This is a genomic window from Streptococcus mitis, assembly GCF_901542415.1.
Taxonomy (GTDB): Bacteria; Bacillota; Bacilli; order Lactobacillales; family Streptococcaceae; genus Streptococcus; species Streptococcus mitis_BL.
Genome location: NZ_CABEHV010000004.1, coordinates 267,332 through 286,730, shown reverse-complemented (window position 1 = coordinate 286,730; position 19,399 = coordinate 267,332). Strand labels below are relative to the sequence as shown.

Below are 19,399 nucleotides of genomic sequence, written 5' to 3'. Positions count from 1 at the left end.
CAAAATTGATAAAATAAAAAAGAAAATAAGATAAAAGGAAACTATAAATCACCATGATGAACATGCAAAACATGATGCGCCAAGCACAAAAACTTCAAAAACAAATGGAACAAAGTCAAGCTGAACTTGCTGCTATGCAATTTGTTGGCAAATCTGCTCAAGACCTTGTTCAAGCGACCTTAACAGGTGACAAAAAAGTTGTCAGCATTGACTTCAATCCAGCTGTCGTTGACCCAGAAGACCTTGAAACTCTTTCTGATATGACCGTTCAGGCCATCAACTCTGCTCTTGAACAAATTGATGAAACTACAAAGAAAAAACTGGGTGCTTTCGCTGGGAAATTGCCATTCTAAGCATTAAAAAAACAAGCATTCAAATGAATACTTGCCTATCGTGGGAGGAACAACTGTTCCTCTTTTTGCTTACTAAAAATTAAAGAATTCCATGGCCTGTTTGAAAAGCAATTCAGTATACTCTGGGTCTTCTTGGGCAATGGTAACTTGATCTTGAATCATTTCCAAATCATCCGTTATCATGCCATCAGCTCCTAAATGAACTGATTTATCAAAGGACTCTGAACTATTGATGGTCCAAACGTACAATTTCTGATCTGTATTCCAAAGCTTGTTGACAAAATTTTCATCTAAAGTTGAATACTCCATGGTGTAACCTGTAGCCTTGGTTCTTGGAAAAATACTATTATAAGGTAGGATGAAATAGACTGGAATTTGAGAATCGTAGGCTAAAACCTGATCAATCACATGGTAGTCTAAAGATTGCATTTGATGACCATTCTGCTTAAGAACCGTTCCATATTTTTCCATAAATCGTTTCATCATATCTGGGCTATCTTTTCGACTGGTTTTAATCTCAATAAGAAGTTTTTGATGTAATTCATTGGCTTTATTGAGATAGTCATCAAAACTAGACACCTTGCTATGATAACCATTTTCTGAAATATCAAGTTTGGTTAATTCTTTCAAAGTTAGATCCTGTGGATTAGCATTAACACCTGTCAAATTTTTGATATTGGCATCATGCATCATGACAAACTGGCCATCTTTTGTTTCCTGAACATCTGTCTCAACGAAATCTGGAGATAACTGAGCGGTTTTTTCTAGTGATTGAACGGTATTTTGCACACCATTCTTATTAGATACTCCCCTGTGAGAAATGATTAAAGGTTTATTGGCGACTGGAGCTTCTAAATAAACATAACCCTCAAGAGTGAAAAAGATACAAGCACAGCCCATCACTCCCCATCTCATCCAATGGTCTTTCTTTCTCCTTGGTGTGATTTCTAGTTCTTCTCCTGTTAAGAAGGAAACAAACTTAATGAGAAAGTAAGTCAAGGCTATATAGTGGAAATTTTTAATCAAGACAAAGTTGATAATTCCCAGTACAAGAGATTCCTTATGGGTCAAACCATCCATCAGTGCCTGACTTGCCAAGATTGGAATCAATAAAAGAATGAAAAATAGGTAGGTTTTGACGACAATCCAAAGCAAGTTCCAAGTATAAAACCAGGAGTACTTTCTTGTCTTTTCTAGACTGTATCTGACTGCTTCTTTGACTGTTTTCTTCTCAAATAAAAGCTGAGGTAGGGCAAACATCAAACGCACTGAAATGTAAAACAGTAGTAAGGCCAGAACAGTGACTACCAAACCGACTAACCAATATTTATCTTCTACATAGGCTACAATAAATTCCGGAATCACAATTTTATTAAGATAATAAATCTTTAAAATCTTTCGAATCAATGGAAAAAGAATCATGATATAAAAGAAAATAAAGGTCATTTTGAAAATCGTGACTTGCTTCATAAACAAGAAACTTTGGCGAAAGACCTTACGACTGTACTCCAGCAAAGTCCTTTTTTCATGGCATAATAAATGCCGAGCACCAATAAAGAGAAGTCCTATCTGGTAATAGGCGACCAGTAAATTAACGATTACCAGAACAAATAAAGCAAGACTAACAAAGGGAGAACCCTTTATAATAGCGAAAATATTATTGTAGGAAAGAAAGAGATAACCTGTCTGACGGAGCAACAGTCCAGCAATCCAAGAATTAAGTGGTAACCAGACAAACTCAATCATCATAAATATCAAGAAAAAGAGAAAGAGTATTTTATCTAGATTAAAGTATATCTGCTTAAAACCTAGATTTTTAGGTTTTTCAGGTTTCATAGGCACTCCTAGTCAAATAATTGAGACAAGTCCAAGCCTCCAAAAGGATTGTTTGATAGGCTACTTTCCGTCTCTAACAATTCTCTAGCTTGATCTGACTCTAAGAAGGACTCGTAAACACGCGCCGTCATACGAGCATCCTCCAAGCTATTATGAGACTGACCTTGAAATCCAAGAAATGAGGCAACTGTTTGCAATTTGAGATTGGCAATACCGTGTAAATCCGAACTCCGACGTTCAAAAGCTTCATCATACAAGTCCACCTTATACTGCTGGCTGTAGTCTAAACCATGCTCCGCTAAAATAGGCAAATCACTTTTAGCAGCGTTGTACCCCACCATTGGTAAAGAATCTACAAACTCTTGAAATTCTTTTATAACTTCCTCAACTGGTGGAGCATCTTTTAGAGTCTCAGCTGTAATCCCTGTCAAACCATTGATAAAACTCTTTAAGGGAACGCTGGTATGAACATAGGAATCATAAGCATCAATTTCCTGACCATCTCTAAAACGCACTGCCGATACTTGAATCAGGTGTGTTTGCCCTTCATGCTGATTAAATTCTAAGTCAAAAGCAATGTACTCTTCTAATCGTTCCATTCTATCCTTCTCCTCTACTGTCTCTATTCTAATCAACTATAGCATTCACAAACAAAAGAAGCCATCAGGTTAGCATGTAACCTAAACAGCTCCTTGATTATCCTCCAAATAAACGAGCAAAAAAGCCTTTCTTAGTGGATTGGACTTCTTCTTTTGCTTGGTCCAGCTCTAGCTTAAGATTTTCTTGATCCTTCATGGCTTGAAGGGTCAATTGTTGCTGCTGATCCAGTTGTTTGTCTTTCTCAGCAATCTGACGATCTTTGATACGCATCTGCTCGTCTTTTTCTGATAACTGACGATCCTTGGCCTTTAATTGTTCATAGAGACGTAGAATTTCTGCATTCTTCTCATCAACCAGAATCTCCATCAGTTCACGTTGCTTGACATCTTCACTGACAGGCTCATCTTCAAAAATCGTTTTTTTATAGATTTCTTCTAGCTTAATCAAGCCACTTCTGGTAACGACTGTTACCCCTTTGTCATTTTTATCTGTGTCTTCTTCTGGTAATTCTTTGACACGGTTATTGATTGCTTGGCGAGATAATCCTAAGACCTCTGCAATCTCACTGACGGTCATTTCAATACTCATAATATCCTCTGAAACGTTTTCTAGCTTTTCTTTACTTAAATCTTATCATAAGCTAGAAAAACTGTCAAATTTTCGCTTAATCTAAGGCCTTCAAAAAGGCTAATAAGACTTGGGCCGAGCGACGTCCAGCTTCGATAATAAACTCATCAAAAGAGATGTTTGCTTCATGGTTGGCATTATCACTCATAGCTCGGATAACCAAGACTGGAAGATTAAGAGCATGCGCTGCCTGTGCAATAGCAGCCCCCTCCATCTCAACGGCTAAAACTTCTGGGAAATGAGACTTAATCGCTTCTATCTTGTCATTTCCTGCAACAAAACTATCTCCTGTAGCAATTAAACCAAGGTGCCAGTTTTGGTCCAATTGAGATAAACTCTCTTGTATTTTAGCAACAAAGGTTTTGTCTGATTCAAAATAAAGCGGTTGTTGCGCCATTTGTCCATAAGCATAACCAAAAGCTGTGACATCCACATCATGATAGGCTAATTTGTCAGCAATCACAACATCCCCAACAGCAATGCCTTCTGCTACTGCCCCAGCTGATCCCGTATTGATAAGAGCATCCACTTGAAAATGATCAGCCAAAATCGCCACACTCATAGCAGACATGACCTTACCAATTCCACTTTCTACAAGAACGACTTCATGCGAGGCAATGCTTCCTGTGTGATAGGTATTGCCTAAAACAACTTGCTCCTGGGCATTGTCTAAATGCTGGACCAGATAAGCCAGTTCTTCTGGCATAGCCGCAATAATTCCTATTTTCATTTCGTTTCCTTTTCTATTACAACAGTTTCATTGCTAAGACAAGCAAAATCAAGAGAAAGATGACTGCAAATAAGATTTTATTTAACTTAGAATTGAAGACATTTCTCTTGGTATTTTCAATGCGACGGCTTTTATGAATAGACGGTTCGACCTGAATCTTCAAGGTTTCCTGACTAAAGCCATGCCCCTTAGGATTGGCATAACCAAAACGGGAAGATGAAGTTGGTAAAATCTTGGTCTCCTCATCATCTAGCAAAGGAGGACCTGAAATTTTTTCGCCTCTATTAGCTCTTTCAATCATTTCATCCGTTAATAAAGGTTTACCCATACTGACCTCCTCTATTTTTTGTGCAATTCCCAATACTGAACAGCCATAATTGTCTTGGCATCGCAGATATGACCTGATTGGATCAATTCCTTGGCTTCGTCTAGGCTCACTTCAAGGACTTTCAAGGTTTCATCTTCATCCTGCGGACGTGGATTTTCCACCTTTGTCAAATCGCTGGCTAGGTATAGTTTTAGTTTTTCATTACAGAAGCCAATGGCTGAGTAAAAATCGTACAAGAGTTCTAACTTCCCTGTATAGGCTGTTTCTTCCTCTAATTCACGCAAGGCTGCTGCGACAGGGTCTGTATTTTCTCCTACTTCAAGTTTTCCTGCTGGAATTTCGTAAGAGACAGCCTCGATAGCTTTGCGGTACTGCTTGACCAAGATAAGTTTTTGTTCATCCGTTACTGCTAAAACACAGACAGCCCCATTGTGGAAAATCAAATCCCGTTGGGCAACTCCTTTGCCTTCTGGTAATTCAACCTGATCTTGGACCAGTTTAAATATTGGTCCTTGATAGATTTCTTTTCGGCTAAGCGTTTTTTCTTCAAATTCCATGATAGGCTCCTACTGATTCTTAGGATGATGAGGAAGACGTGTTGCATATTCATCTTTATTAACCTGACGACCGCGACCAATAGCAATAGCATCCGCTGGCACGTCTTTGGTAATAGTTGAACCAGCACCAACGAGGGAATTGTCACCTAATTCAACTGGCGCAATAATGGTTGAATTTGAACCAACAAAAACATTGTTACCGATAACTGTCTTGTATTTGTTTTTTCCGTCATAGTTGACTGTAATGGTTCCTGCACCAAAATTAACGTTGCTACCCACTTCACAGTTTCCGATATAAGTCAAATGACCAGCCTTAGTATTCTCGCCGATAGAAGAACCTTTAACCTCAACAAAGTTTCCAATATGGACTTGGGCACCCAGAATTGATCCTGGACGAATGTGGGCATAAGGCCCAACAGTTACACCGTCTGCAACACTGCTTTCCTCAATCATAGAGTTGGTAATAACAGCTCCTTCTCCAATAACGCTGTCCACTACATAAGTACCGCTTGTCAAAACAGTCTCAGCACCAATTTTCGTTTGACCCTTCAAGGTAACATTGGTTTCGATTTGAACTTCAGGAGCAATCTCAACATCAATATCGATATAAGCTGCTTCTGGATTGACAAAGCTAACACCATTAACCATGTGCTGATGATTGATACGACGACGCATAACTGACTCAGCAGTCGCAAGAGCCACGCGGTCATTTACCCCAAGACTTTCATCAAAATCTTTCAAAGTATAAGCGCCAACTTTTTCACCAGCTTCACGGAAAATACCAATAACATCTGTAATATAGTATTCTCCTTGAGCGTTATTGGTATTGATATTTTTCAAAGACTCAAACAAACGCTCGTTGTCAAAGACGTATGTTCCAGTGTTGATTTCCTTGATTTGCTTTTCAAAATCTGTAGCATCCTTTTGCTCAACAATGCGAAGAACCTCAGCATTATCATTACGTACAATTCGTCCATAGCCAAAAGGATTATCTGTTTCAGCAGTCAAGATAGTGGCCACATTTTTATGATTGATGTGGAAATCAATCAAGTTTTTCAAACTTTCACCAGTGATTAAAGGAGTATCTCCTGCAATAACCAAGGTGTGACCTGACAAACCTTCTAAGATAGGCTCTGTCATCATAACTGCATGTCCAGTACCCAACTGTTCAGATTGAGTCACAAATTCTGTCTGTCCAGCCAAGACCTCTTCAACCAATTCTGCCTTGTGTCCGACAACTGTTACTGTCTTTTCAGGCTGAATAGCTCCCACACTACGGAAAACATGTTCCAACATAGAAATACCCGCAACCTTGTGCAACACTTTTGGCAAATCAGATTTCATGCGAGTTCCTTTACCCGCCGCTAAAATAATGGCATAATTTGACATAATCTTCTCTTTTCTCTAGAAATTCCCTTTTATTATACCATATTTCAAATCATTCCGCGCTCTTGAATGAAAAAATGCTCTAAAGTCCTTTCCTTAACCCATTTTTTGAGTGTTTTTTTTGATTTTTTTCCATTTTTAAGGTAAAATTATGAGATATGAGAAAGAAAATTAATCCGCTTATTTTATTTGGTTTTTTTGGGATTATAATTTTCATTTTAATCCTGAATCGCCCTCGTTTTGAGGACCATCCTGTAAAAACAAAGTCAAATATCGCGCAAGTAGAAACACAAGCGCTACACAATATAGATAAACCGGTAATTGATGTTTCTGGTTGGCAACGTCCTGAGGAAATTAATTACGATACTCTCTCCCAAAACATTTCTGGAGCTATTGTTCGCGTCCATAGTGGTGCTCAAACGTCCAAAGAGAACGATGCTTCCTATGTTAATGGTGTTGATAAGGCCTTTAAAACCCATATCACGGAGTTTCAAAAACGAAATGTCCCAGTTGGTGTCTATGCCTATGTAGCTGGAAAAAATGTACAGGAAATGGAAAAAGCTGCTGAAGTTTTTTATAACGCTTCATCTCCATACAGCCCTAGCTACTATTGGCTAGATGTGGAAGACAAAACCATGTCCAATATGAACGATGGGGTTGAAGCCTTTCGGGCAAAGCTAGAATCCCTAGGTGCCAAAAACATCGGAATCTACGTTGGGGTCTACTTCATGGAAGAACACAGTATTGATACAGATAAGTTTACCTCTGTTTGGATTCCTTCCTATGGTTCTGACTCAGGATTTTACGAGGCAACTCCTAAGACTGATTTAGATTACGACATTCATCAGTACACTTCTAAAGGAAAAATTGCTGGCTTTGACCACGATTTGGATATCAACGTTATCTCTGCCTTAAAGAACAAAGAAGAAACCTTTAGAAAACTCTTTTTAAAACCTTAAAAGCATTTGTTTATCATTTGCTTTTTATTTTTGTGTTTGATTGTGATACAATATAGTAAGGATTTTTTGAAATAGAAATAGTTGGAGGAAAAATATGCTCTCATGGTTAGCACGTGTTATTAAAGGGATTGTCATTGCTCTTGGATTTATCTTACCGGGAATTTCCGGAGGGGTTCTAGCAGCAATCTTAGGAATTTATGAACGAATGATTGGTTTTCTGGCTCATCCCTTTAAAGACTTTAAAGAAAATGTTTTGTACTTTATTCCAGTTGCCATCGGTATGCTTCTGGGAATCGGCTTATTTTCCTACCCGATTGAATACCTGCTTGAAAATTATCAGGTCTTTGTCTTATGGAGCTTTGCGGGTGCCATCATTGGTACAGTTCCTAGCCTTCTCAAAGAATCAACTCGAGAATCTGACCGAGACAAGATTGATTTGGCTTGGTTCTGGATAACCTTTATCATTTCTGGATTAGGACTCTATGCCTTAAATTTTGTCGTTGGAACCTTAAGTGCCAGCTTTCTTAATTTCGTCCTAGCTGGTGCACTGCTAGCTCTTGGCGTATTAGTTCCTGGCCTCAGTCCATCAAATCTACTTTTGATTTTGGGTCTCTATGCTCCTATGTTGACTGGTTTTAAAACATTTGACCTCTTGGGAACCTTCTTTCCGATTGGAATCGGAGCAGGCGCAACTCTCGTTATTTTTTCAAAATTGATGGATTATGCCTTAAACAACTACCACTCACGCGTCTATCATTTCATCATCGGAATCGTCTTATCAAGTACTCTTTTGATCTTGATTCCAAATGCAGGAAACGCTGAAAGTATCCAATACACTGGTATTTCTCTTGTTGGGTATGTCATCATCGCCTTCTTCTTTGCACTTGGAATCTGGCTTGGTATTTGGATGAGCCAATTGGAGGATAAGTATAAATAATGGCAAAAAAAGTTAAAATCAAAAAAACATTGGTAGAACAAATTCTGTCTAAAGCAGGTATCCCACATCAGGGGATTCAAATCAATGCCCTAGAAGGAGAACTTCCTCAAGGTTATGAACGAGATCAGATTTTCAAAACCTTGGCGCTTTTGGGAGATAAAACAGGACCGATTATCGGAATTGTCCCTATCACCCAACACTTGTCGGAAAAGAAACTAGCCAAAATTTCTGGCAATAAAAAAGTGAGTATGATTCCACAAAAGGACTTGGAAAAAACAACTGGTTACATTCATGGAGCCAATAATCCTGTCGGCATTCGTCAGAAACACAATTATCCCATTTTTATCGATAAAATTGCTCTAGATTTGGATCAAATGATTGTCTCTGCTGGCGAAGTTGGTCACAGCATTATCGTCGCACCACAAGACTTGGCTAGCTTTGTAAAGGCTGACTTTGCAGATATTTTGGAGGACAGCAATTAATGAAACTCTACTTTGTCCGCCACGGCCGCACCGTCTGGAATCAGGAAGGACGCTTTCAAGGTGCTAGTGGCGATTCTCCCCTACTTCCTGAATCCATTGACACCCTCAAAAAACTCGGCCAGTATCTCAAGGATATTCCTTTTGATCAGATTTATGCAAGTGATTTACCTCGAGCTGTTAAATCTGCTGAAATTATCCAAAGTCAACTCCAGACGTCCTGTCCTTTAGAAAGTGTTCCTAATCTCCGTGAATGGCAGCTGGGGAAATTAGAAGGTTTAAAGATTGCAACCTTGGAAGCTATTTACCCACAACAAATCAAAGCTTTCCGTACGAATCTTGCCAAGTTTGACACTCAAATGTTCGGAGCCGAATCCCTCTATAGCACAACTCAACGGACCATCCAATTTATCAAATCACTCAAAGATAGTCCGGCTGAGCGTATTCTAATTGTCGGTCACGGCGCTAATCTTACTGCTAGTCTTCGTACTCTTCTAGGTTATAAAGAGCCTCTTCTTCGTAAAGACGGCGGTCTAGCAAATGCCAGCCTGACCATCTTAGAAACCCATGATTTTGAAACATTTACTCTCGATACTTGGAATGATACTTCCTATCAATAACAGAACTTGATTTTATCGTCAAGTTCTTTTTAGTTTTGAAAGATTATCCGTGAATTTCTTGGCTATTTATGATAAAATGGGAGTATCGCAAAAAATGACTCATCGTATTCAATTTTGAGTAAAACTAGGAGGATCCCATGTCAACAGAACATATGGAAGAACTAAATGACCAGCAGATCGTTCGCCGTGAAAAAATGGCTGCGCTCCGTGAACAAGGAATCGATCCCTTTGGAAAACGTTTTGAACGTACTGCTAACTCTCAAGAATTAAAAGATAAATATGCTGACCTCGATAAAGAACAATTACATGATAAAAACGAAACAACTACTATCGCAGGACGCTTGGTAACTAAACGTGGTAAAGGTAAAGTTGGTTTTGCCCACCTTCAAGATCGCGAGGGTCAAATCCAAATCTACGTTCGTAAAGATGCTGTCGGCGAAGAAAACTACGAAATCTTCAAAAAAGCAGACCTTGGTGACTTCCTTGGTGTCGAAGGCGAAGTGATGCGTACAGATATGGGAGAACTCTCTATCAAGGCGACTCACATTACACACTTGTCTAAGGCACTTCGTCCACTTCCAGAGAAATTCCACGGTTTGACAGACGTTGAAACAATTTACCGTAAACGTTACCTGGACTTGATTTCTAACCGTGAAAGCTTCGAACGCTTTGTCACTCGTTCAAAAATCATCTCTGAAATTCGTCGTTACCTTGACCAAAAAGGCTTCCTTGAAGTGGAAACACCTGTTCTTCACAACGAAGCTGGTGGTGCTGCTGCCCGTCCATTTATCACCCACCACAATGCCCAAAACATTGATATGGTGCTTCGTATCGCAACCGAGCTTCACTTGAAACGCCTTATCGTTGGTGGTATGGAACGTGTCTATGAAATTGGCCGTATCTTCCGTAACGAAGGAATGGATGCTACTCACAACCCTGAGTTCACTTCTATCGAAGTTTACCAAGCTTATGCAGACTTCCAAGATATCATGGACTTGACGGAAGGCATTATCCAACACGCTGCTAAGGCAGTTAAAGGAGATGGTCCAGTTAACTACCAAGGAACTGAAATCAAGATTAACGAACCATTTAAACGTGTTCACATGGTGGATGCTATCAAAGAAATTACTGGTGTAGATTTCTGGCAAGACATGACTTTCGAGGAAGCCAAAGCTATCGCTGCTGAGAAGAAAGTTCCAGTTGAGAAACACTACACTGAAGTTGGTCACATTATCAATGCTTTCTTTGAAGAATTTGTTGAAGAAACCTTGATCCAACCAACCTTTGTCTATGGACATCCAGTCGCTGTATCTCCACTCGCTAAGAAAAATCCTGAGGACGAACGCTTTACAGACCGTTTCGAGCTCTTCATCATGACTAAGGAGTACGGTAATGCCTTTACTGAGTTGAACGACCCAATCGACCAACTTAGCCGTTTTGAAGCCCAAGCTAAAGCTAAAGAACTTGGTGACGATGAAGCAACCGGCATCGACTATGACTACATCGAAGCTCTTGAATATGGTATGCCTCCAACAGGTGGTTTGGGAATCGGTATCGACCGTCTCTGCATGCTCCTCACTGATACAACCACTATCCGTGATGTATTGCTCTTCCCAACAATGAAATAATACTCTTATCCTCTGGTACTTGCCAGGGGATTTTTTGGTGCAAAAAGAAATAGACTGAAGTTTTCACCTCAGTCTATTTTTCTATTGAACCTTAGAAAGGAAGGATCTTTCTTAGTCTTCTTTTTTCTTACGAGCTACAAGTCCGAATGCACTCAACATTCCAAGAAGTCCAAGACTAGCTAGACCAGCCTTATCTTCTGTACCAGTATTTGGTAATTCCTTCTTGTCATTGGCTACGGTTGTTTCAACGGCTACTTGTTTAGAATCTGTAGAACTTGTCTGAACTGGAGTAGCTACTGGTTTTTCTGGACTTGTAGGAGTCTCTGGAGAGCTTGGTTGCTCAGAACGGGTTGGGGTAACTACTTTCTTATAGATATGAATCACATTGCCATTTTTATCTGTCTTAGTGCCAGTATATTCATAACCTTCTAAAGTCTTAGGTCCATGGCTACCATTTTCTTCTGGAGAAATTTCTTTACCATCACCATCTTGGTAACGTGTTACGATATGAGTTGTTGAACTACCATTATTACCGTGACTATTACCATGATTAGATTTAGGAGTCACCTTCACAGGAACTTCTACTGTCACTTTACGTCCATCCGGTAACTCAATCTCAACAGTTACAGATGGTTTATCTCCTGGTGTATTCGTTTTTGGAATTTCTCCAACTTTAGTAATCTTCCATCCTTCTGGAAGGTCAACATGTTTTTTCACCATATCCTCTGTAATCGGTGTTCCTACCTCAACCACTACAGGAGTTGTTTTTGGAGTAACAATAACAGGGACTTTAACGGTTACTCGTTTACCTCCAGGTAATTCGATTACTACTGGAACACTTGGTCTTTCTCCCGGTACATCTGTAGATGGCTTATCGCCGATACTAATGATTTTTCCACCTTCTGGTATTTGAATATGTTTTTCAACATCATCATTTGTAATTGGATCCCCCAATTTCTTCACAATATCTTTAATTGGAGTTACTTTGACAGGAACTTCAACTTCGATTTGTTTACCATTAGGAAGTTCAATTTTAACTTTGACAGTACCTTTATCTCCTGGAGTATTTACTTTTGGAATTTCACCTACTCCAATAATTTTTCCACCTTCAGGAACTTTCACATGTTTTTCAATATCCTCTGGAGTTAATGGTGTATCTGTTACAGGTGTTTCAATTCCAGTAGCTGGCGTTACATTAACCGGAACTTCAACGGTAATTGTTTTGCCATTTGGTAATTCTACCGTTACTTTAACTGGAGTTTTCTTACCTGGCGTTGTTAAGTCTGGAACATTTTCTACATTCGTTACCTTACCACCTTCTGGAATGGTAATTCCCTTGGTGTAATTCTCTGGAGTTAATGGTGTATTCGTAACTGGGGTTTCGATACCTTTAACTGGTGTTACATTAACCGGAATATCAACAGTAATTGTTTTGCCATTTGGTAATTCTACCGTTACTTTAACTGGAGTTTTCTTACCTGGCGTTGTTAAGTCTGGAATATTCTCAACATTCGTTACCTTGCCACCTTCTGGAATGGCAATTCCCTTGGTGTAATCCTCTGGAGTTAATGGTGTATTCGTAACTGGGGTTTCGATACCTTTAACTGGTGTTACATTAACCGGAATATCAACAGTAATTGTTTTGCCATTTGGTAATTCTACCGTTACTTTAACTGGAGTTTTCTTACCTGGCGTTGTTAAGTCTGGAACATTTTCTACATTCGTTACCTTACCACCTTCTGGAATGGTAATTCCCTTGGTGTAATTCTCTGGAGTTAATGGTGTATTCGTAACTGGGGTTTCGATACCTTTAACTGGTGTTACATTAACCGGAACATCAACGGTAATTGTTTTGCCATTTGGTAATTCTACCGTTACTTTAACTGGAGTTTTCTTACCTGGTGTTGTTAAGTCTGGAACGTTTTCTACATTCGTAACTTTACCGCCTTCTGGAATGGTAATTCCCTTAGTGTAATCCTCTGGAGTTAATGGTGTATTCGTAACTGGGGTTTCGATACCTTTAACTGGTGTTACATTAACCGGAATATCAACAGTAATTGTTTTGCCATTTGGTAATTCTACCGTTACTTTAACTGGAGTTTTCTTACCTGGCGTTGTTAAGTCTGGAATATTCTCAACATTCGTAACTTTTCCACCTTCTGGAATGGTAATTCCCTTGGTGTAATCCTCTGGAGTTAATGGTGTATTCGTAACTGGGGTTTCGATACCTTTAACTGGTGTTACATTAACCGGAATATCAACAGTAATTGTTTTGCCATTTGGTAATTCTACCGTTACTTTAACTGGAGTTTTCTTACCTGGCGTTGTTAAGTCTGGAACATTTTCTACATTCGTTACCTTACCACCTTCTGGAATGGTAATTCCCTTGGTGTAATTCTCTGGAGTTAATGGTGTATTCGTAACTGGGGTTTCGATACCTTTAACTGGTGTTACATTAACCGGAACATCAACGGTAATTGTTTTGCCATTTGGTAATTCTACCGTTACTTTAACTGGAGTTTTCTTACCTGGTGTTGTTAAGTCTGGAACGTTTTCTACATTCGTAACTTTACCGCCTTCTGGAATGGTAATTCCCTTAGTGTAATCCTCTGGAGTTAATGGTGTATTCGTAACTGGGGTTTCGATACCTTTAACTGGTGTTACATTAACCGGAACATCAACGGTAATTGTTTTGCCATTTGGTAATTCTACCGTTACTTTAACAGGATCTTTCTTACCTGGGGTTGTTAAGTCTGGAATGTTCTCAACATTCGTAACTTTTCCACCTTCTGGAATGGTAATTCCCTTAGTGTAATCATCTGGGATTAGTGGAGTCTTCGTAACCGGTGTTTCAATGCCTTTAACTGGAGTTACATTAACTGGAACCTCTACTGTCGTTGTTTTACCATTTGGTAAGGTAACAGTTACTTTAACAGGAGTTTTCTTACCTGGGGTTATTAAGTCTGGAACGTTTTCTACATTCGTAACTTTTCCACCTTCTGGGACTTTGACATATTTAGCAATATCATCCTTTGTTAAAGGTGTATTTGTCACTGGTGTTTCAATTGGTTTTGGTTTAGCTTCCACTACTTTAATCGTTGCTGGAACTTCTACCAATACATTTCCATTTTTATCTTTTACTACAACTGTTACTAGTTTATCACCAACAGTTGTTGCATCGAACGGTTCAGTCTGTCCATCTGGAACTTTGTACTCAAATGTTGAACCTTCTGGATAATCACTTGGAGTAATACTGTCTCTTGCTTGTGGTTTTTCAGTTGGATTTACAGGAATTAATTGTTCCTTGCCTTCCACTACTTTCACCTTAGCAGGAACTTCTACAAGTTTATCTTCCCCATCTTTTGCTTCTACAATAACATCTTTTTCGCCTGGTGTTGTTGTATCTACTGGAGTTTTATATTTGAATGTTACTCCATCTGGATATTGTTCAGGATCAATACTCTTAGATGCATCTGGTTGTTTATTAGATTTATCAACCGGCACATATTGTGTCTTACTATCGACTACTACAATTTTAGCAGGAATCTCTGCAACTATTTCTGTACCTAGCTTAGCTACAACTGTTACATCTTTGTCTCCTGTGGAACCAGTATTTGGTTTTTCTTTATACTCAAACGTGGTTCCTTCTGGGAATTTACTTGGATCAATACTATCTTTCGGTGAGATACCTTCTTTGTTTACTGGAACATACTGAGGATAACTTTCTACCACACGTACCGTTGCTGGAACTTCGACAAGTTTATTACCTGCTTTGTCTTTAACAACTACTGTAACATTCTTGTCCCCTGCCTCTGAAGTATTGACTTCTTCTTTATATTCAAATGTTGAACCTTCTGGATATTGATCTGGATCAATACTATCTTTGACACTAGGTTGTTCATTCCCTTCACTAACTGGAACAATTTGAGGATAACCTTTTGCGACTACTACAGTTGCTGGAACTTCAACTAATGGATTTCCATCTTTATCCGTTACTACAACCGTTGTTTCCTTGTCTCCTGCCTTACTTGTTTCAACTGGTTCTTTAAATTTAAACTTAGAACCTTCAGGATAATTTTCTTCATCAACACTCTTAGAGGCGTCTGGTTGTGTATTCTCTTTATTTTCTGCCACATATTGTGTCTTACTATCGACTACTACAATTTTAGCAGGAATCTCCGCAACTATTTCTGTACCTAGCTTAGCTACAACTGTTACATCTTTGTCTCCTGTGGAACCAGTATTCGGTTTTTCTTTATACTCAAACGTGGTTCCTTCTGGGAATTTACTTGGATCAATACTATCTTTCGGTGAGATACCTTCTTTGTTTACTGGAACATACTGAGGATAACTTTCTACCACCCGTACCGTTGCCGGAACTTCGACAAGTTTATTACCTGCTTTGTCTTTAACAACTACTGTAACATTCTTGTCCCCTGCCTCTGAAGTATTGACTTCTTCTTTATATTCAAATGTTGAACCTTCTGGATATTGATCTGGATCAATACTATCTTTGACACTAGGTTGTTCATTCCCTTCACTAACTGGAACAATTTGAGGATAACCTTTTGCGACTACTACAGTTGCTGGAACTTCAACTAATGGATTTCCATCTTTATCCGTTACTACAACCGTTGTTTCCTTGTCTCCTGCCTTACTTGTTTCAACTGGTTCTTTAAATTTAAACTTAGAACCTTCAGGATAATTTTCTTCATCAACACTCTTAGAGGCGTCTGGTTGTGTATTCTCTTTATTTTCTGCCACATATTGTGTCTTACTATCGACTACTACAATTTTAGCAGGAATCTCTGCAACTATTTCTGTACCTAGCTTAGCTACAACTGTTACATCTTTGTCTCCTGTGGAACCAGTATTCGGTTTTTCTTTATACTCAAACGTGGTTCCTTCTGGGAATTTACTTGGATCAATACTATCTTTCGGTGAGATACCTTCTTTGTTTACTGGAACATACTGAGGATAACTTTCTACCACCCGTACCGTTGCCGGAACTTCGACAAGTTTATTACCTGCTTTGTCTTTAACAACTACTGTAACATTCTTGTCCCCTGCCTCTGAAGTATTGACTTCTTCTTTATATTCAAATGTAGCATCATCAGGAAATTGACTTTTATCTATATTTTTCAGAACATCTGGTTGAATATTGTTATCACTAACTGATACAATTTGAGGAATTCCTTCAACTACTACAACATCAAATTTATCAGTATCGTCATTTTTTTCAACTGAGTCTTTTCCCTCACTATCTGTAGCCTTTAAAGTTACTGTATAGACACCTGGTTTAGAAGTATCTAATACCTGATCATCAATAACTGAAACATTTGGTTTTGTTGTTTCCTTATTATCCCTATCATCTTCTAAATCAGCTACTTCAATACCTGCTTTTCCATCAACAATAGTATCTGATACTTGTTTCAAAAGTTTTTCAGTATTAACTTTATTAGACACATCCGTTTTAGGAACATATATAACATCTTTATTGACATTTAAAGTTGGAGCTTCATTTAAAACATTCGCATAAGCAACATCTGAATCATTTCCTGCTTTATCTTGAACAGTTACTTTGATACGTTTGTCAGGAGATAAAGCATTATTTGCTTCATTTAAATTAATATCTTCTGTTAAAGGTAATACTAATTTTCCATCAACTTTTTTTAATTTTTCAGAATCTTTGTACCATTCATCACCTTTTTTAGTTAATTTAATTGTTTTCGCACCGTTTGGTAATGTTACTGTTATACTAGTTACACCACCAATCGCATGATTAATTTTTTCAACTTCTGTTGTAGCTTCATCGTCTGCTAACTTATGCTGATTATCCTTGTTATTATTGTTCTTATCGTTTTCAATAACATCCTTTTTCTCTCTTACAGGGTCAGTTAAGCCTGTCTCTTCCTCCGGAATAGAAATCAAGAGGTTTCTTTCCTGATTTTTATTAGTACTATTTCCCTGCACTCCATCGGTATGTATTGTTTCAACTGTTGGTGCTTTAGGTTTTGTTGAATCTATATAAATCGTCTTATTATAATAGTAGTTTGGATTTTCAGAATTTCTTACACCAGATACTGTATTTCTATACTTACCATTTTCATTTGTAACATCTGCTGTATTTAGTACTTTATTCTCCTCAGCATCTTGTAAACCGTTAGGTAAAAATGTTCGTACTTTAAAAGTCGCAGTCCCTTTATAATCCGGAGATGTTGTAAATTTTACTCGGAAAGAACGAACTCCATCATTTTTATTACTATTCGATCCAATTCCTATGTACGGCCCTATACCATTATTTTTTTGAGAAGTTTGATACTTTATTCGCAATTTTCTTCCTACAGGATCATACGAAATATTATTTTTATGAATTGGTACATTCCCAAACCATATCCAATCTGATTTTGGTGCAGTAATTTCCGTGTCTAGTTCTACTCCTTTGGGAACTTCAATTTCTGTTTCTGCATGACCATAAAGTCTTATACCACCGACACTATTCACTGTAAACTCTAATTCACCTTTTTGATCAGATTTATATAGTTTCTTATCTCCATACCCCCCCTCTTTATTATTAGTTTTAACATTAGTAGTCATTTCGGTACCTGTACCAACAGTTAAATTTACAGCTCCAACAAAATATCCATCTGTTACAGAGATATTTCTGTTACTATCACCTTTCAAAAAAGAATTATGGATAGCAGTTCCATCATCCAAAGCTTCGATTTCAACTTTAATTCGTTTTGTTTCTTTTGGAGTTTCATAAATTGCTCTATACTCGGTCCAACCATCTCCATTACCTCCACTTCCAGTAGGTACAGATATATGTGATTCTTCCATTCCAGCATGATTATCATCTTCTATTGTTGAAATTTTTTTATTAGTATCAGCATCATAGACGGTTATTCTTATTTTTTCACCTGTTCCGGCAGTCCCCATTACTCCGTAAGCACCACCAGTAATAGCGCTTAATAATAGCCGAGAATTTCCATTTACATTAAACTCTTTTGCAATTTTTGTACCCTTTTTCCCAAGTTCTAAATAGTATCCTTTAGGTAAATTATGAGTTCCAACAACTCCAGAATAATTAACACCATTCGCATAATTTTGATTGGCAGCATTTACACCTAATGGATGCCAATCACTTGGTTGTTCATTATTATCCCTGGGAATTTTTCCATTTAAATCATAAATCTTCGAAGGTTTGGGAGGAAATTCTGAAGGTCTATTTGTATCAAAATTTGTAGGATCTACTGGCTTAATTGCAGTAACCTTTTCTCCACTTTCTATTTTCCATCCATTTAATGCATTTTTAGTATCAGCATCAGCTTTTGTGATTTCTTTTTCCTTCCATTTATAGGTTATTCTACCTAAAATTTTAGTTTCACCACCAGTTGATGCTGTACTTCTTGACCATTGTTTTTCAACCTTTTTCTCACTAACTACAGCATCATCAAAATTAATATCACCAAATTGCTCTTTTGCACTCTCAAAAACTCCATTTTGGGGATTATTTCCATAACCCAGTTTATTATTATTTGTTGGTCCTTCTATCGCTTTACTAATTGTATTTGCAGAATTTGATACAGCTTCTCTAAATCCACTCTCTCCTTTTCCTGGAATGGCTTTTCCATTTCGTGGATCTTGATTTTTGTTTTCTTTTTCTTTTTCTAATTTCTTTTCAATGGATGCTTTTGGTATACTTTTAAGAATAAAATCTATATTATTAAGAGAACTTAATTCTTTGTCGATATCTCCCTGTATTACTTTATCATTAGATAATAAGTCTTGTGCTTTAGCTAATTCTTCATTCGCACTTTTGATTACTTCTTCTGTTTTTTCATTCACTTCAGTTTTTTCAAGTAACGCTTGAACACGAGCAACAGCTAATTCTAATTTACTTGTATCAGCTTTAATAAACTGTTTTTCCTCTTGTCTACTCTCATTATTAAAAGATTCAGTTGAAGAAATAACATCTTTAGATTCTGTATTTTCAGAAGTTGCTTCTGATACCTTAAGATTAGAAGTATTAACTCTATCCTCATTATCTGTTTTCTTATCATATTCCTTTTGTTGATGATTTGAAGATACTGAGGCAGCACTACTATCATTACTTTGAATAGCATCTGCCTGAACAGTACCTCCACCAATAAACATCATAAAAGCAGCAATCGCGACTGAAGCTGCTCCAAAACTTACTTTGCGAATAGAAAAACGTAGTTGTTTTTCACGATCATGTTTACCTTTATAAAACATCTGATTTCCTCCGTTATAAATATCTTATTATATATTATGATACTCTTTTTATCTAATAAATCAATAGAGTTTTTCGCAAAGTTTTATATCACAAAAGGAACAA

General features: G+C 37.8%; 14 protein-coding genes. 6 read left to right on the top strand and 8 right to left on the bottom strand.

Going from position 1 to position 19,399, the window contains the following annotated elements; translation table 11 throughout:
* The first annotated feature begins 53 nt into the window (after nucleotides 1-53).
* Nucleotides 54-353: a YbaB/EbfC family nucleoid-associated protein gene (locus FQT24_RS01665; protein ID WP_000981526.1), complete on the top strand. Its 300-nt coding sequence runs from the start codon at nucleotides 54-56 to the stop codon at nucleotides 351-353.
* Between the two features lie 72 nt (nucleotides 354-425).
* Here the strand turns inward: FQT24_RS01665 and FQT24_RS01660 are convergent, their stop codons facing one another.
* From FQT24_RS01660 to glmU, 7 genes are all read right to left on the bottom strand, one after another.
* Entirely contained in the window at nucleotides 426-2,189 is a 1,764-nt protein-coding gene (locus FQT24_RS01660) for a glycerophosphoryl diester phosphodiesterase membrane domain-containing protein (RefSeq protein WP_143951990.1), read from the bottom strand.
* A gap of 8 nt (nucleotides 2,190-2,197) precedes the next feature.
* On the bottom strand, nucleotides 2,198-2,788 hold the full coding sequence (locus tag FQT24_RS01655; protein ID WP_143951989.1) for a 3'-5' exonuclease: 591 nt from the start codon (nucleotides 2,786-2,788) through the stop codon (nucleotides 2,198-2,200).
* Between the two features lie 97 nt (nucleotides 2,789-2,885).
* The gene (gene rocS, locus FQT24_RS01650; protein ID WP_000021242.1) at nucleotides 2,886-3,377 is read right to left on the bottom strand and encodes a chromosome segregation protein RocS; all 492 of its coding nucleotides are present in this window, start codon (nucleotides 3,375-3,377) and stop codon (nucleotides 2,886-2,888) included.
* Nucleotides 3,378-3,453: 76 nt separating this feature from the next.
* The gene (locus FQT24_RS01645; protein ID WP_143951988.1) at nucleotides 3,454-4,146 is read right to left on the bottom strand and encodes a 5'-methylthioadenosine/adenosylhomocysteine nucleosidase; all 693 of its coding nucleotides are present in this window, start codon (nucleotides 4,144-4,146) and stop codon (nucleotides 3,454-3,456) included.
* A gap of 16 nt (nucleotides 4,147-4,162) precedes the next feature.
* The gene (gene macP, locus FQT24_RS01640; protein WP_049532083.1) at nucleotides 4,163-4,474 is read right to left on the bottom strand and encodes a cell wall synthase accessory phosphoprotein MacP; all 312 of its coding nucleotides are present in this window, start codon (nucleotides 4,472-4,474) and stop codon (nucleotides 4,163-4,165) included.
* 11 nt (nucleotides 4,475-4,485) lie between these two features.
* On the bottom strand, nucleotides 4,486-5,031 hold the full coding sequence (locus FQT24_RS01635; RefSeq protein ID WP_143951987.1) for an NUDIX hydrolase: 546 nt from the start codon (nucleotides 5,029-5,031) through the stop codon (nucleotides 4,486-4,488).
* 9 nt (nucleotides 5,032-5,040) lie between these two features.
* Entirely contained in the window at nucleotides 5,041-6,420 is a 1,380-nt protein-coding gene (gene glmU, locus FQT24_RS01630; RefSeq protein ID WP_143951986.1) for a bifunctional UDP-N-acetylglucosamine diphosphorylase/glucosamine-1-phosphate N-acetyltransferase GlmU, read from the bottom strand.
* A 155-nt stretch (nucleotides 6,421-6,575) separates the two neighbouring features.
* Between glmU and FQT24_RS01625 the strand changes: the two genes are divergently transcribed.
* The 5 genes from FQT24_RS01625 to lysS all read left to right on the top strand — a co-directional run bounded on the left by FQT24_RS01625 (nucleotide 6,576) and on the right by lysS (nucleotide 11,040).
* Entirely contained in the window at nucleotides 6,576-7,376 is an 801-nt protein-coding gene (locus FQT24_RS01625) for a GH25 family lysozyme (protein ID WP_143951985.1), read from the top strand.
* A 94-nt stretch (nucleotides 7,377-7,470) separates the two neighbouring features.
* Nucleotides 7,471-8,313, top strand: a complete 843-nt coding sequence (locus FQT24_RS01620; RefSeq protein WP_000954112.1) for a DUF368 domain-containing protein — start codon at nucleotides 7,471-7,473, stop codon at nucleotides 8,311-8,313.
* Complete coding sequence (locus FQT24_RS01615) at nucleotides 8,313-8,795, top strand: aminoacyl-tRNA deacylase (protein ID WP_143951984.1); 483 nt, start codon at nucleotides 8,313-8,315, stop codon at nucleotides 8,793-8,795. The genes FQT24_RS01620 and FQT24_RS01615 overlap by 1 nt, the downstream gene beginning before the upstream one ends.
* A complete protein-coding gene (locus FQT24_RS01610; protein WP_143951983.1) occupies nucleotides 8,795-9,412 on the top strand; it encodes a histidine phosphatase family protein in 618 nt (205 codons plus the stop codon). Before FQT24_RS01615 ends, FQT24_RS01610 begins: the two co-directional genes overlap by 1 nt.
* Nucleotides 9,413-9,549: 137 nt before the next feature.
* The gene (gene lysS / locus FQT24_RS01605) at nucleotides 9,550-11,040 is read left to right on the top strand and encodes a lysine--tRNA ligase (RefSeq protein WP_143951982.1); all 1,491 of its coding nucleotides are present in this window, start codon (nucleotides 9,550-9,552) and stop codon (nucleotides 11,038-11,040) included.
* A 111-nt stretch (nucleotides 11,041-11,151) separates the two neighbouring features.
* On the opposite strand, the gene FQT24_RS01600 is transcribed toward lysS, so the two are convergent.
* Entirely contained in the window at nucleotides 11,152-19,296 is an 8,145-nt protein-coding gene (locus tag FQT24_RS01600; protein ID WP_143951981.1) for a Rib/alpha-like domain-containing protein, read from the bottom strand.
* Nucleotides 19,297-19,399 lie beyond the last annotated feature (103 nt).